At 64.2% G+C, this 14,879-nt stretch carries 10 protein-coding genes; 5 read left to right on the top strand and 5 right to left on the bottom strand.

From position 1 onward, the window contains the following. Positions 1 to 295 precede the first annotated feature (295 nt). Positions 296 to 2,038: an AMP-binding protein gene (locus tag ACFPTO_RS10300; protein WP_377711267.1), complete on the top strand. Its 1,743-nt coding sequence runs from the start codon at positions 296 to 298 to the stop codon at positions 2,036 to 2,038. A gap of 745 nt (positions 2,039 to 2,783) precedes the next feature. Here the strand turns inward: ACFPTO_RS10300 and ACFPTO_RS10295 are convergent. Then, on the bottom strand, positions 2,784 to 3,587 hold the full coding sequence (locus ACFPTO_RS10295; RefSeq protein ID WP_377711266.1) for a transporter substrate-binding domain-containing protein: 804 nt from the start codon (positions 3,585 to 3,587) through the stop codon (positions 2,784 to 2,786). A 208-nt stretch (positions 3,588 to 3,795) separates the two neighbouring features. On the opposite strand from ACFPTO_RS10295, the gene hemE reads away from it, so the two are divergent. Together hemE and ACFPTO_RS10285 are read left to right on the top strand one after the other, a co-directional pair. Further along, entirely contained in the window at positions 3,796 to 4,884 is a 1,089-nt protein-coding gene (gene hemE / locus ACFPTO_RS10290; RefSeq protein WP_377711265.1) for a uroporphyrinogen decarboxylase, read from the top strand. 445 nt (positions 4,885 to 5,329) lie between these two features. Next, a complete protein-coding gene (locus ACFPTO_RS10285) occupies positions 5,330 to 7,618 on the top strand; it encodes a primosomal protein N' (RefSeq protein WP_377711264.1) in 2,289 nt (762 codons plus the stop codon). Positions 7,619 to 7,670: 52 nt separating this feature from the next. Here ACFPTO_RS10285 and ACFPTO_RS10280 read toward each other — a convergent pair whose 3' ends face one another. Continuing rightward, positions 7,671 to 7,793: a hypothetical protein gene (locus tag ACFPTO_RS10280; RefSeq protein WP_377711263.1), complete on the bottom strand. Its 123-nt coding sequence runs from the start codon at positions 7,791 to 7,793 to the stop codon at positions 7,671 to 7,673. 287 nt (positions 7,794 to 8,080) lie between these two features. On the opposite strand from ACFPTO_RS10280, the gene putA reads away from it, so the two are divergent. Both putA and ACFPTO_RS10270 read left to right on the top strand, forming a co-directional pair. After that, entirely contained in the window at positions 8,081 to 12,052 is a 3,972-nt protein-coding gene (gene putA / locus ACFPTO_RS10275) for a trifunctional transcriptional regulator/proline dehydrogenase/L-glutamate gamma-semialdehyde dehydrogenase (protein WP_377711262.1), read from the top strand. A 94-nt stretch (positions 12,053 to 12,146) separates the two neighbouring features. Continuing rightward, entirely contained in the window at positions 12,147 to 13,295 is a 1,149-nt protein-coding gene (locus tag ACFPTO_RS10270) for a branched-chain amino acid ABC transporter substrate-binding protein (protein ID WP_377711261.1), read from the top strand. 154 nt (positions 13,296 to 13,449) lie between these two features. Here ACFPTO_RS10270 and ACFPTO_RS10265 read toward each other — a convergent pair whose 3' ends face one another. From ACFPTO_RS10265 to ACFPTO_RS10255, 3 genes are all read right to left on the bottom strand, one after another. Continuing rightward, positions 13,450 to 13,878, bottom strand: coding sequence for a GNAT family N-acetyltransferase (locus ACFPTO_RS10265; RefSeq protein ID WP_377711260.1), 429 nt, complete (start codon positions 13,876 to 13,878; stop codon positions 13,450 to 13,452). 56 nt (positions 13,879 to 13,934) lie between these two features. Beyond that, on the bottom strand, positions 13,935 to 14,228 hold the full coding sequence (locus ACFPTO_RS10260) for a type II toxin-antitoxin system TacA family antitoxin (protein WP_377711259.1): 294 nt from the start codon (positions 14,226 to 14,228) through the stop codon (positions 13,935 to 13,937). A 168-nt stretch (positions 14,229 to 14,396) separates the two neighbouring features. Next, entirely contained in the window at positions 14,397 to 14,801 is a 405-nt protein-coding gene (locus ACFPTO_RS10255) for a DUF5384 family protein (protein ID WP_377711257.1), read from the bottom strand. Positions 14,802 to 14,879 lie beyond the last annotated feature (78 nt).

The following is a 14,879-nucleotide window of genomic DNA, read 5'->3' as shown; positions in this document are numbered from 1 at the left end:
TGGGCTCCTCAGGGGGCCCATTTTTTTTGTCTCCGTTTTTCAGCGCTTTTTACTCATTCTCGGCGCGATGCCTCGCCGGCCTGTAATTCCAAAAAAAATCGCGCAAAACCCTTGACGTTAACGGAAGGGTGATGCGAAATCAGGTCTTTGTGTCTTGAGCGGGCGCCGATGCAGCGCGCAACCGCGGCCCATGCACCACGGGTAAAACTTGATGCTGCCGCACTTTTAGACGGTGGCACAATAATTTTCCAACTCTGTTCAATCGGGAGAAGGACGCCCGAGGGAGGCAGTCACCATGGCAGTCGACGCAACAGCCGCGCGCGAAGCGCTCATCGTGCCGAAGGACGGGCTTTCTTACGTGCGCGGCACGGCCGACACGCCACTGAGCGAAGCGACCATCGGCGCATTCCTGCGGGAAACCGCGCAACGCTTCCCGGAACGCGCGGCGGTGGTGTTCCGCGAACAGGGGATCGAGTGGAACTGGCGTGAATTTGCGGAAGAAGTCGACGTGGTTGCCGCCGGTTTTCTCGCACTCGGGATCGGCAAGGGCGACCGTGTCGGCATCTGGTCGCCGAACCGAGTTGAGTGGCTGCTCACGCAGTTCGCGACGGCGCGCATCGGCGCCGTGCTGGTCAACATCAATCCTGCCTACCGTCTCGCCGAACTCGAATACGCGCTGAACAAGGTCGCCTGCAAGGCGATTGTCGCGGCCGAGCGCTTCAAGACCTCGCAATACCTCGACATGCTGCAGACGCTCGCGCCGGAACTGGCGCGCGCCACGCCAGGCGATCTGCATGCCGCGCGCCTGCCGGATCTGCGCGCCGTGATCCGCATGTGCGACACGGACACGCCCGGCATGCTGAATTTCAGCGAACTGGTGGAGTCGGGCCGGGCACGGCTCGCGCGCAGCGGCAGGGGCGAACTGGATGCGATCGACGCGACGCTTCAGGCAGGCGACCCGATCAACATCCAGTTCACGAGCGGCACGACCGGCAATCCGAAGGGCGCGACGCTCACGCACCGCAACGTCGTCAATAACGGGCGTTTCATCGCGATGGCGATGAGGCTGACCGAAGCGGATTCGCTTTGCATCCCCGTGCCGCTCTATCACTGCTTCGGCATGGTGCTTGCGGTGCTCGCGTGCGTGTCGGTGGGCGCGGCCATGGTGTTTCCGGGCGAGGCGTTCGACCCGCGCGCGACACTCGAAGCGGTCGCGGAAGAAGGCTGCACCGCGCTGCACGGCGTGCCGACGATGTTCATCGCCGAACTCGATCATCCCGACTTCGCGCGCTTCGATCTCTCGCGCCTGCGCACCGGCATCATGGCGGGCTCGCCGTGTCCGATCGAGACGATGAAGCGCGTGGTCTCGAAGATGCATCTCGCCGAAATCACCATCGCTTACGGCATGACGGAGACGAGCCCCGTGTCGTTCCAGAGTTCGACAGTCGATCCGCTCGACAAGCGCACGTCCACGGTCGGGCGTATTCAGCCGCATCTGGAGGTGAAGATCGTCGATGAACGCGGCAACGTCGTGCCGGTCGGCGCAACCGGCGAATTGTGCACGAAGGGCTACTCGGTGATGCTCGGCTACTGGGACGACGAGGCAAAAACGGCGGAAACGGTCGTGGACGGCTGGATGCACACCGGCGATCTCGCGACGATCGACGCCGAGGGCTACTGCAATATCGTCGGCCGCCTCAAGGACATGCTGATTCGGGGCGGCGAAAACATCTACCCGCGTGAAATCGAGGAATTCCTGTTCCGGCATCCGAAGGTGCAGAGCGTGCAGGTGTTCGGCGTACCCGATCCGAAATACGGCGAAGAAGTGTGCGCGTGGATCGTGCTGCGCCCGGGCGAGCAGTCGAGCGCGGAAGAGATTCAGGCGTTCTGCCAGGGGCAGATTGCGCACTACAAGATCCCGAAGTACATCCGCTTTGTCGACGAACTGCCGATGACCGTCACGGGCAAGGTGCAAAAGTTCGTGATGCGCGCGCGCATGATCGACGAACTGAAGATCGAAGCGCAGAAGACAGCATGATTACGGCAGCCCGCGTGCGGCGTGCGAACGCTTCGCGGGCTGTTTGAACGCCTGCTCTGGAAAACCGAGGATTGCGAAATTGCGAAGCGCAAGAGATGGAATGGGATCGGAAATCCTGAGACATTCCGGAATATCGCCAAACCTGAAACGTACAGGCGAAAAAAAAGCGGGCCTGGAGCCCGCTAAAAACCACACGCTACGGGGTTAGCGCGAGGAGACCAAACGAGGAGCCGACGGTAGGTCGTGCAGAACACGCCGGTCACGGCTCCAACAAGGATGCCCCCTTCAAAGGGCTTCGGCATGATGCCGACCGGCTGGTGGTTCATGTCCGTTCATACCGACACCGGACCACATCCGTGTTGAAACCGTTGAAGGCATTGTGGTCGAATTAATGAACATTCGCGGTAACAAAGTGTTTCAGGTTGTAACGCCCACCAAATAAGGCTCTGCGGGATTTTTTGCTAGCGCGAAGCTATCGGAAAAGTCATTTTTACCGATGTTTTTATCGCTGTGATTATCGGTGCATTTATTGCCGGGATATGAGTCTGAAGAGCGATCGAACCGGGTAATGCCAGGCGCATGCGTGAACGCCCCGCAGTGCCGGTATTGCAGGCTATTCGTCGGGTAAAGAATACATGCCGTCTGCGTTCTATTCGGCCATGCGCAGTTTCAACCGGTTTCATTCCTTGCCTGAATGAGTGCACGCGGCGCCGGTAATGAACGCCGCGCGATTATGGGCGATGGCTCACTTAAGCCACTTGTCCGAGATCGCCTGGTATTCGCCGCTCGCCTTGAGCAGGTGCAGCCACTGATCGACATATTGCTGGAATACGACGTCGCCGCGCGGCACCATCCACGCCTTTTCGCCATACTGAAACGGTGTGTCCGGATGCACGGAGCACAGGCCCGGATTCAGCTTTTGCTGAAGCAGCGTCTCCGAGGCATCGGTGACCATCACGTCCGCTTTGCCATCGAGAATCTGTCTGAAGATCGTCACGTTGTCCGGGTACACGGTGAGATTCGCATGCGGAAAAAACTGCCGTGCAAAACGTTCGTTCGTGCCACCCGGATTCACGATCACGCGCGTCGAAGGCCGATCGATCTGCGCAACGGTCTGAAATCTGCCGACATCGCCGCAACGCACGATCGGCGTCTTGCCGTCCACCTGATACGCGTCGGTGAAGAACGCGCGCTTCTGGCGTTCGAGCAACGTCGATACGCCGCCCACGGCCACGTCGCATTTCGCGAGGAAGTCGGTCATCAGGTTCGACCATGTCGTCTTCACGAATTCCGCCTTCACGCCGAGCGATTTCGCGAGCGACTCGGTCATGTCGATATCGATGCCTTCGAACATGCCGTCGGGGCGATAGAACGAATAGGGCCTGTAGTCGCCGGTCGTGCAGGCGCGCACCGTGCCGCGCGCGATCACTTCATCGAGCCGCGACGGCGCGGCTGCGTTTTGCGCGAACGCGGGTTCTGCGAGCGCGAGCGCGGCGGTGACTTGTACGGCGACGATGGCGATGACGCGACAGATGGCCGCCTTCTTCATGTTGTGTCCCGGATTGCGGATGCTTCGATATACGTTTTCTGAAAGGCGGTTGATGATAGCCCGCCTCCGGAAGACAGTTAAGCCGCGGTTTACCTGTTTGTAGAGGCGTCGTTATGCCATTCATGAACGCGGGTGGAGCGGCACGCGCATCCGGTAAAATGCCCCACTGTTCCTGAAAACTCTGAAGCGCTTTTCGGCGCATCCGCTCGTGGCCAATACACTTCTGAACGATACATTTTTGCGCGCGCTGCTGCGTCAGCCTACCGAATACACGCCGATCTGGCTGATGCGCCAGGCAGGCCGCTATCTGCCGGAGTACAACGCCACGCGCACCCGTGCGGGCAGCTTCCTCGGCCTCGCGAAGAACCCGGATTACGCAACCGAAGTGACGCTGCAGCCGATCGACCGCTATCCGCTCGACGCCGCCATCCTGTTCTCGGACATCCTCACGATTCCCGATGCGATGGGCCTCGGCCTCTCGTTCCAGGCGGGCGAGGGCCCGAAGTTCGCCCATCCGGTGCGCACCGAAGCCGATGTCGCGAAGCTCGCCGTGCCGGATATCGGCGAGACGCTGGGCTACGTCACCGACGCCGTCACTGAAATCCGCCGTGCGCTCACGGACGCGCAGGGCCGTCAGCGCGTGCCGCTGATCGGCTTTTCGGGCAGCCCGTGGACGCTCGCGTGCTACATGGTCGAAGGCGGCGGCTCGGACGACTTCCGCACGGTGAAGTCGATGCTGTACGCGCGCCCGGATCTGATGGAGCGCATTCTCGACGTCAACGCGAAGACCGTTGCCGCTTATCTGAACGCGCAGATCGAAGCGGGCGCGCAGGCCGTCATGATTTTCGATACGTGGGGCGGCGTGCTGGCGGACGGCGCCTATCAGCGCTTCTCGCTCCGTTACATCGAGCAGGTCGTCGCGGGGCTCAAGCGCGAGCACGACGGCCGCCGCGTGCCGGTCATCACGTTCACGAAGGGTGGCGGCCTCTGGCTCGACGAGATCGCTTCGACGGGCGTGGATGCGGTCGGCCTCGACTGGATGGTGAACATCGGGCGTGCACGCGAGCGCGTGGGCGACCGTGTGGCGTTGCAGGGCAATCTGGATCCGAACGTGCTGTTCGCTTCGCCCGCGGCGATTCGTGCCGAAGCGCGCGCGGTGCTCGACAATTTCGGCGCGCATCCGGGGCACGTATTCAACCTGGGCCATGGCATTTCGCAGTTCACGCCGCCTGAAAGCGTCGCGGAACTGGTCGACGAAGTCCATAGCCATAGCCGGAAGATTCTCGCTGGCGCTTGAGGGCGGATTCGACGTCAGGATTGACAGCAGTTTTGTTGCAGTGCGATAGCCGGATTCACTGGGGCCTGTGGAATGGGTGCGCCGGAGCACCCATCCACAGGCCCTTCCGGTAATGTCAAGACTTGACTTATTCACACTTTCCTCGTTGCGCCGCGCAAGAGGGAAAGATTGCCGCAGCTGCGCATCGTGGTTCGCGAACGATGAATCGGACCCTTGACAGACAAGGCTTTCGGCGCTCCGTGGCGGTTTGTGCGCTGTCCCACAGGATGGCCATGCAACGGCGCTTGACGCTGCCCGGCAGAGAGTTCTTAACAAAGTTATCCACAGGCACGAGGACAGGGTCACGTTTGTTCTGCGGAATCCAAAACTTAGCGCGGAATATAAAGTTTTACTTTAAGTCGGGCGATGCGTGCGCTGGCGCACAGACGCGAACCAGGAGAAACCCTTGACGGCCGGGTTCGTGCGCGTGGCGCTCGATCATCCGCTATCTGCGCTCTACGACTACCGCTACCCGGCCAGCGCGCCTGCCCCGACGCCCGGCATGCTCGTGCGCGTGCCGTTTGGCCGGCGCGACGTCGTCGGTCTCGTTTGCGAAGTGAGCACTAACAGCGACGTTGCGGCCGACAAACTCCGCGATGTGAGCGCCGTATGCGCGGCGTGCCCGCCGCTCAGCGCGCAGTGGCTGTTGCTCGCCGCCTTCGCCGCCGAGTACTATCAGCGCGGCCTGGGCGAAGTGGCGCTGCCCGCGCTGCCGCAGGCGCTGCGGGACCCGTCGCGCTGGGATCGCCTGCTCGCGCCCGAGGAGCGTTATCGCCTGCTGCCGGCGGGGCGCGCGGCGCTGCCCGAGGCCCTGCCAGCCCGCGCGCAGGCGCTGCGCCGGCTCGCGCAGGCGCTCGCGGAAACGGGCGTGCTCGATCTTGCCGACGCCAAAGCGCTTCACCCGAAAGCGGTTCCCGCGCTGGAAAGCTGGCGCGAGGCGGGCTGGGTCGACTATGAGCGCGTCGAGTTCGGCGCGGCGCCCGGCGCTACCAAGGCAAGCAACGAGGCCAACAGCGAGGCTAACAACGAGACCAGCGACGTCGATGTCGTTCAGGTTCCGACCCTGAGCGACGAGCAGACGGCCGCCGTCGAATCAATCGTCGCCGCACACGGCTTCGCGCCTTTTCTGCTGTACGGCGTGACGGGCAGCGGCAAGACCGAGGTCTATCTGCGCGCGCTGGCCGCGCTGCTCGAACGCGAGCCCGATGCCCAGGCGCTCGTCCTCGTCCCCGAAATCAATCTGACGCCGCAGTTCGAGGCGGCGTTTCGCACGCGCTTCGCGGCCACGCTCGCCGCCGATGCGATCGTCACGCTCCACAGCGGTCTGGCCGAAGGCGAGCGCGCGCGCAACTGGCTCGCGGCCCACGTGGGCCGAGCGCGCATCGTGCTCGGCACGCGCCTGGCCGTCCTCGCTTCGCTGCCGCGTCTTGCGATGCTCGTGGTCGACGAGGAGCACGATCCCGCCTACAAGCAGCAGGAAGGGCTGCGCTATTCGGCGCGCGATCTTGCCGTGTGGCGCGCGAAGCAGCTCGACGTGCCGGTGGTGCTCGGGTCGGCTACGCCGTCGCTCGAAAGCTGGTGGCAGGCCGAACAGGGCCGCTACACGCGCCTCACGCTCTCGCGGCGCGCCGTGGCCGACGCCGTGCTGCCCGCCATCAGACTGATCGATCTCGAAGAGGAGCGCCGGCGCGGCCGTGCGTCGTTCGAGGGATTGTCGGGGCCGCTGGTCGCGGCCATGAAGGCGCGTCTTGAGCGCGGCGAGCAAAGTCTCGTGTTCCTGAACCGGCGCGGTTACGCGCCGGTGCTCTCGTGCGATGCCTGCGGCTGGGTCGCGGGCTGTCCCCGCTGCAGCGCCTACGTCGTGCTGCACAAGCCGGAGCGGGCGCTGCGCTGCCACCACTGCGGCTGGGAATCGCGCATCCCGCGCTCATGTCCCGATTGCGGCAACGTCGATATCGCGCCGATGGGACGCGGCACGCAGCGCATCGAGGAGGCGCTCGCGAGCGCGGTGCCGGGCGCGCGCGTGCTGCGCATCGACGCCGACAGCACGCGCCGCAAGGGCAGCGCACAGGCGCTCTTTTCGGATGTTCACGCGGGCGACATCGATATCCTGGTCGGCACGCAGATGATCGCGAAGGGCCACGATTTCCAGCGCGTGTCGCTCGTGGGTGTGCTCAACGCCGACAACGCGCTCTTTTCGCACGACTTCCGTGCGAGCGAGCGGCTCTTCGCACAACTGATGCAGGTGAGCGGGCGCGCGGGCCGCAGCGGTCTGCCGGGCGAAGTGATGGTGCAGACGCGCTATCCACGGCACGCGCTCTATCACGCGCTCGCGCGGCACGACTACGTGGGATTCGCGAATGCGCAGCTCGCGGAGCGCCGCGACGCGCATCTGCCGCCGTTCGTCTATCAGGCGCTGCTGCGCGCCGAAGGCCGCACGCTGGAGGCCGCGCTCGCGTTTCTCGGCGAGGCCGCGCAGGCGCTTGCCGCGATCCCGGCTGCGGAGCGGGTGACCGTCTACGACGCCGTGCCGCTCACGATCGTGAAAGTGATGAACGTCCATCGTGCGCAACTGCTCGTGGAGAGCCAGTCGCGGGCCGCGCTACAGGCGACGCTGCGCGCGTGGCAGCCGATGCTGCGCACCTTGCGTGGCGTGCTGCGCTGGAACCTCGAAGTCGATCCGCTCGACATCTAGCCGAGCGCGCAACGGCGGATCATTCGCCGCTCATTTGCCACTCATTCGCCGCTCACTCCATCGCGCGCCGGGTTGCCTTGCGCCGCGCGACGGGCGCCGACGCGCCGCGGATGAACAGCAACGCGCACAGCGCGCACATGCCCCAGATTCCGATCACCACCATGGCCTTCTCCATTGTCTCCACCGTGCCTTTTTTCTGGCCGTCTGTTGTCTCGTATCACCGTTATAACGGCGCAGGACCGGATTCACTGAGGGTTATCAAAATAAGTTGTGCCCAGGGAAAATACCGAGCGCAACCGGTTGCCCACCGGGCGGGGCATTCGCCGCAAACTCCTAAGGTATAAGGGTTTTCAGGGGTGCAACCTTAGTCATAGAGTGGTTGCACCTTTTAAATTGGAGGCGTACGATGCGCCAACTTTTTAGTCTTTCGCCGGCGCGGTTTGCCCGGCAAACGAAGGAAACATGGCCAGCACCACTCTTGGCGTCAAAGTCGACGACGTTCTCCGCTCACGGCTGAAAGATGCCGCCACGCGCCTCGAGCGCACGCCGCATTGGCTTATCAAGCAGGCGATCTTCGCTTACCTCGAAAGAATCGAGCACGGCCAGTTGCCCGCCGAACTCGCCGGCCACGCAGGCGTGGCCGATGTGTCCGACGGCGCCGCTTCCGATGCCGACGACGAAGGCGCCTCGCACCCGTTCCTCGAATTCGCGCAGAACGTGCAGCCGCAATCGGTGCTGCGCGCGGCGATCACGGCTGCGTACCGTCGCCCCGAGCCGGAGTGCGTGCCGTTCCTGATCGGCGAAGCGCGCCTGCCCGCGAACCTCACGGGCGACGTGACGAAGCTCGCCGCGCGCCTCGTCGAGACGCTGCGCGCCAAGCGCACCGGCGGCGGCGTGGAGGGCCTGATTCACGAGTTCGCGCTGTCGAGCCAGGAAGGCGTGGCGCTGATGTGCCTCGCCGAAGCGCTGCTGCGCATTCCCGACCGCGCCACGCGCGACGCGCTGATTCGCGACAAGATCAGCAAGGGCGACTGGAAATCCCACGTCGGCCATGCGCCGTCCCTGTTCGTGAACGCGGCGACGTGGGGCCTCATGATCACCGGCAAGCTCGTCACGACGAACAGCGAGGCGGGACTTTCGTCGGCGCTGACGCGTTTGATCGGCAAGGGCGGCGAGCCGCTGATCCGCAAGGGCGTTGACATGTCGATGCGCCTCATGGGCGAGCAGTTCGTCACCGGCGAGAACATCTCCGACGCGCTCGCGAACAGCCGCAAGTTCGAAGCGCGCGGCTTCCGCTACTCGTACGACATGCTCGGCGAAGCGGCGACGACCGAAGCCGACGCCCAGCGCTACTACGCCTCGTATGAGCAGGCGATTCACGCGATCGGCAAGGCCGCTGGCGGCCGCGGCATCTACGAAGGCCCGGGTATCTCGATCAAGCTGTCGGCGCTGCATGCGCGCTATTCGCGCGCGCAACAGGAGCGCACGATGAGCGAGCTGCTGCCGCGCGTGCGCGCGCTCGCCGTGCTGGCGCGCCGCTACGACATCGGCCTGAACATCGACGCCGAAGAAGCCGACCGGCTCGAAATCTCGCTCGATCTGCTCGAAGCGCTGTGCTTCGATCCGGAACTGCAGGGCTGGAACGGCATCGGCTTCGTGGTGCAGGCGTACCAGAAGCGCTGCCCGTTCGTAATCGACTACATCGTCGATCTGGCCCGCCGCAGCCGTCACCGCATCATGGTGCGCCTCGTGAAGGGCGCGTACTGGGACACCGAAATCAAGCGCGCCCAGATCGACGGCCTCGAAGGCTATCCGGTGTACACGCGCAAGGTCTACACCGATGTCTCGTATCTCGCGTGCGCGAAGAAGCTGCTCGGCGCGCCCGATGCCGTGTATCCGCAGTTCGCGACGCACAACGCCTACACGCTCGCGGCGATCTATCACCTCGCGGGCCAGAACTACTATCCCGGCCAGTACGAGTTCCAGTGCCTGCACGGCATGGGCGAGCCGCTGTACGAAGAAGTCACGGGGCCGCTCTCGGCAGGCAAGCTCAACCGTCCGTGCCGCGTCTACGCGCCGGTCGGCACGCATGAAACGCTGCTCGCCTACCTCGTGCGTCGTCTGCTCGAAAACGGCGCGAACACGTCGTTCGTGAACCGCATCGCCGACGAAACGGTGCCGGTCGCCGAACTCGTCACGAACCCCGTCGACGATGCCGCGAAGGTCGTGCCCGCTGGCGCGCCGCACACGAAAATCCCGCTGCCGCGCGATCTCTACGGCAACGAGCGCCTCAACTCGATGGGCCTCGATCTGTCGAACGAGCATCGTCTCGCGTCGCTCTCGTCGGCGTTGCTCGCGAGCGCGCACCATCCGTGGCGCGCCGCACCGATGCTGGAGGGCGGCGACTCGGCGAACGGTTCGGGCGTGGCACGCGACGTGCGCAACCCGGCCGATCACCGCGACCTCGTCGGCACCGTTGTGGAGGCAACGTCCGAAGACGTGAGCGCCGCGCTCGCGCACGCCGTGGCCGCCGCGCCGATCTGGCAGGCGACGCCCATCGAAGCGCGCGCCGACTGTCTCGCGCGCGCCGCCGATCTGCTCGAAGCGCAGATGCACACGCTGATGGGCCTGATCGTGCGCGAAGCGGGCAAGTCGCTGCCGAACGCCATTGCCGAAATCCGCGAAGCGACCGACTTCCTGCGCTATTACTCGACGCAGATCCGCCAGGAATTCTCGAACGACACGCATCGTCCGCTCGGCCCGGTCGTGTGTATCAGCCCGTGGAACTTCCCGCTCGCGATCTTCATGGGCCAGGTGGCCGCCGCGCTCGCAGCCGGTAACACGGTGCTCGCGAAGCCCGCCGAACAGACGCCGCTGATCGCAGCCCAGGCCGTGCGCATCCTGCGCGAAGCGGGTGTTCCGGCCGGCGCCGTGCAACTGCTGCCGGGCAACGGCGAAACCGTGGGCGCGGCGCTCGTCGCCGATGCGCGCACGCGCGCCGTGATGTTCACCGGCTCGACCGAAGTCGCGCGCCTCATCAACAAGACGCTTGCGGAGCGCCTCGATTCCGACGGCCGTCCGATTCCGCTGATCGCCGAAACCGGCGGCCAGAACGCGATGATCGTGGATTCGTCGGCGCTCGCGGAACAGGTCGTCGCGGACGTGCTGCAATCGGCGTTCGACTCGGCAGGCCAGCGCTGCTCGGCGCTGCGCGTGCTCTGCCTGCAGGACGACGTCGCGGAGCGCACGCTCGAAATGCTCTCGGGCGCCATGAAGGAACTGGCGATCGGCAATCCCGACCGGCTCTCGATCGATGTCGGCCCCGTCATCGACGCCGAAGCGAAGCGCGGCATCGACGCGCACGTCGCCGCGCTGCGCGAGAAAGGCCGCAACGTCACGCAACTGCCGGTGCCGGAAGGCTGCGCGGCAGGCACGTTCGTGCCGCCGACGCTCATCGAACTCGACAGCATCGACGAACTGAAGCGCGAAGTGTTCGGCCCGGTGCTGCACGTGATCCGCTATCGCCGCAGCCAGCTCGACAAGTTGCTCGAACAGATCCGCGCGACCGGTTACGGCCTCACGCTCGGCATCCATACGCGTATCGACGAAACCATCGCGCATGTGGTCAGCAATGCGCATGTGGGCAACATCTACGTGAACCGCAACGTGATCGGCGCGGTGGTCGGGGTGCAGCCGTTCGGCGGCGAAGGGTTGTCGGGCACGGGGCCGAAGGCGGGTGGCGCGCTGTATCTGTCGCGTCTGCTCGCGAAGCGTCCGGCCGGTCTGCCGGCCTCGCTTGCGCAGGCGCTCGTGGTCGATGTGCCGCAGAGCGTCCAGGGTGATAGCGGCGAACCGGCGCACTCGACGCACACCGCACTCACGTCGCTGCGCGACTGGCTGATCGCCGAACGCGAACCGGCGCTGGCCGCGCGTTGCGACGGCTACCTCGAATACGTGCTGGCGGGCGCAACCGCCGTGCTGCCGGGGCCGACGGGCGAGCGCAACACCTACACGCTTTCGGCGCGCGGCACGGTGCTGTGCGTGCCGTCGACGGCGACCGGTGCGCGTGCGCAATTTGCCGCGGCGCTCGCGACGGGCAACCGCGCGCTCTTCTCGGGCGCGGCGGGCGAAGCGCTCGTGAGCGCACTGCCGGCGAAGTTGAAGGCGCAGGCCGCAGTGCACAAGGGCAAGGACGGAGGCGGTGATGCGAAGTACGACGCGGTGCTCTTCGAAGGCGACAGCGACGAGCTGCTCGCGCTCGTGAAGGAAGTGGCAAAGCGTGCAGGACCGATCGTGTCGGTGCAGGGTGTTGCAGCCCACGCACTCGCGAACGGCGACGAAGATTACGCCCTGGAACGTCTCCTGACCGAGCGTTCTGTGAGCGTGAACACGGCCGCGGCGGGCGGCAACGCGAATTTGATGACGATCGGTTAAGCAGCCGCCATACTGACGGTCGTCTCAATGACAAGGAAGCGGCACGGCGCACGCCGAAGCCGCTCCGTTCCATACCTGGTAGCAAGGAGAAGATATGCAGCACACCATGAAGCAGCTGGCAGGCGCAACGATTGTTGCCGCCATGTCGCTGGCCGGGACCGCGCACGCGCAGCAAGTCGAGGATGTGAAGATCGGTTTCTCTGGCCCGATGACCGGTGCGCAGGCGCACTATGGCAAGGATTTCCAGAACGGCATCACGCTTGCTGTCGAGGAAGAGAACGCAACCAAGCCGGTGATCGGCGGCAAGCAGATTCACTTCGTGCTCGACGCGGCTGACGACCAGGCCGACCCGCGCACGGGCACGACCGTCGCGCAGAAGCTCGTGGACGACGGCATCAAGGGCATGCTCGGCCACTTCAACTCGGGCACGACGATCCCGGCTTCGCGCATCTACGCGAACGCGGGCATCCCGCAGATCGCGATGGCGACCGCGCCGGAGTACACGCAGCAAGGCTTCAAGACGACCTTCCGCATGATGACCTCCGACACGCAGCAGGGTTCGGTGGCAGGCGCGTTCGCCGTCAAGTCGCTCGGCATGAAGAAGATCGCCGTGGTTGACGACCGCACGGCTTACGGCCAGGGCCTCGCGGACCAGTTCGCGAAGGCAGCGAAGGGCGCGGGCGGCACGATCATCGACCGCGAGTACACGAACGACAAGGCCGTGGACTTCAAGTCGATCCTGACCAAGCTGAAGGCGCAGAATCCGGACATGATCTATTTCGGCGGCGCGGATTCGCAAGCGGCCCCGATGGTCAAGCAGATGAAGTCGCTTGGCATCAAGGCTCCGCTGATGGGCGGCGAAATGGTTCATACGCCGACCTTCCTGAAGCTCGCAGGCGACGCGGCGAACGGCACGGTGGCATCGCTCGCGGGCCTGCCGCTGGACGAAATGCCGGGCGGCAAGGGCTACGTGGAGAAGTACAAGAAGCGCTTCGGTGAAGACGTCCAGACGTACTCGCCGTATGCATTCGACGGCGCGATGGCGATGTTCGCAGCGATGAAGGCGGCGAACTCGACGGATCCGGCGAAGTACCTGCCGTACCTCGCGAAGACGAACATGCCGGCTGTGACGACGAAGGAACTCGCGTACGACGCGCACGGCGACCTGAAGAACGGCGGCATCACGCTGTACAAGGTTGTCGACGGCAAGTGGACGACGCTGCAAAGCGTGGGCGGCAAGTAAAGCTGATGCGCCTCGCGGCGTGAGCGGCAGCCGGAATATCGGGTGCCGCGCGCCGCGGCTGATGTAGCGCAGCAAGTAAAAGCCCCGCAGGGAGAATTCCCTGCGGGGCTTTTCGTTGTGCGACTGTGTTGCCGGTCAAGCCGTGCGGAGCTCTTTAAAGGGCGGCTTTTAGATCGGCAAGCGTCACCAGTAGTGTCATGGGATCAAGTTGTGATCGCTCGAACCCCATTCGCTCGTAGAACGTCTGTGCTTCCTCCGAGAGGGCGTGTACCAGCATCCCCCGGATGCCGATCGTGTCAGCGGCCTGGATCACGCGCAGGCAAGCATCCCGAACCAGAGCACGGCCGATGCCTCGGCCATGCAATGATTGGTCGACGGCGAGCCGTCCTAGAACGACTACGGAAATCGGGTCTGGCATGTTCCGGCGGAAGCGGCCGGGAGCCGCGTCTACCGTGACAGCGCTCGATGCCAGAGCATAGTAAGCGAGCACCCGCTGCCCTTCGGCAGCGACGAATGTCCGTGATGCGCCTGTACCCTGGTTCTTCAATGCCCGGCGTTTCAACCATTGATCCAGGCTTTCCACTCCCGATCTGAACACGTCCAGTTCGTGATCTGACGCGAGTGGCCCGGGCGCTCCAATCATCGATCCGTATCCCACGGCGCCGGCGTCTGGAGCATTTTGCGCAAGCGCTCGTTTGGCTGTGGAGGCATGTCGAGGCGCGCCAGAAAGGCCGCGTAGGCGTCCGGCGAACTCGTGATGATGGTCTGATCGAGTAGCGCCTCTTCCGCGGCATTGCGCGCGGCGTCCAGCACGAAATCGGTGCGGTTTTTTCCCCGTAGTTTCGCGGCCCTGTCGATCAGGCTTCGCTCTTCAGGCTTGATGCGAATGTTCAGGGTTTCCCGCTTGGCGGGCAATGCATTCTGTGCAGTCATGGAAGCGATCCTCCAATGCATTAGATCACTTGCACTCTAGCATGGTGCAATGACATTGTCATTACGGAATGATCGCGGTGCAATCCTGGTATGGCCTACGGCTATCGCGACGGCGCCGACTTGTTTCTCAAGATCAGCGCCGCCTGGCCCGGTAATCCGCAAAGAATTTTACTTTTCCCACCAGTGCCGATTGGCGTCCTGCAGATTCTTTTGAAGGCCCTTACTGACGTTGCGGGAAGCCTCCGCGCCGGATTGCACCGCGTCCGTTTCCGCTTTCGAGCGCGCCAGATCCGCGTTGATCAGATCGTTCTCGCGATTAACCTGCGTTTCCAGTTTTTTCAGTTGTAGTTCCTTGTAGCGGTTCTCGTAGCTGCGGTCCTGATCCTCGATCTCACGCTGGCGGTTAATCGAAGCCTGCCGCTCGCGATTGGCCTGCTCCTGTGCTGCAGCCTTCGCCTGCGCGCGCTTGCGTTGGGCCGCCTCTTCCTGCTGTCGCCGCTTGCGGTTGTCGGCTTCGGCTTTTTGCTGCTGCGCGGCGCGCTCGGACTCCGCATTCGATTCCAGCGCCTGCATGCGTGCGAGGCCATTGTCGAGATTGACGGGCGCTTGCTCTTGCGAAAAAGCAGGCATTGCCGATAGCAATGAAAGAGC

Source organism: Paraburkholderia denitrificans (assembly GCF_042655705.1).
GTDB classification, from domain to species: domain Bacteria; phylum Pseudomonadota; class Gammaproteobacteria; order Burkholderiales; family Burkholderiaceae; genus Paraburkholderia; species Paraburkholderia denitrificans.
This window is presented reverse-complemented; position numbering and strand designations above follow the sequence as displayed.

Bases quoted from the DNA above. Each gene is read 5' to 3' on its own strand.
- ACFPTO_RS10300 (WP_377711267.1), top strand. From the start codon at position 296: ATGGCAGTCGACGCAACAGCCGCGCGCGAAGCGCTCATCGTGCCGAAG.
- ACFPTO_RS10295 (WP_377711266.1), bottom strand. From the start codon at position 3,587: ATGAAGAAGGCGGCCATCTGTCGCGTCATCGCCATCGTCGCCGTACAA.
- ACFPTO_RS10280 (WP_377711263.1), bottom strand. From the start codon at position 7,793: ATGGAGAAGGCCATGGTGGTGATCGGAATCTGGGGCATGTGCGCGCTG.
- putA (WP_377711262.1), top strand. From the start codon at position 8,081: ATGGCCAGCACCACTCTTGGCGTCAAAGTCGACGACGTTCTCCGCTCA.
- ACFPTO_RS10270 (WP_377711261.1), top strand. From the start codon at position 12,147: ATGCAGCACACCATGAAGCAGCTGGCAGGCGCAACGATTGTTGCCGCC.
- ACFPTO_RS10260 (WP_377711259.1), bottom strand. From the start codon at position 14,228: ATGACTGCACAGAATGCATTGCCCGCCAAGCGGGAAACCCTGAACATT.
- ACFPTO_RS10255 (WP_377711257.1), bottom strand. From the start codon at position 14,801: ATGCAGGCGCTGGAATCGAATGCGGAGTCCGAGCGCGCCGCGCAGCAG.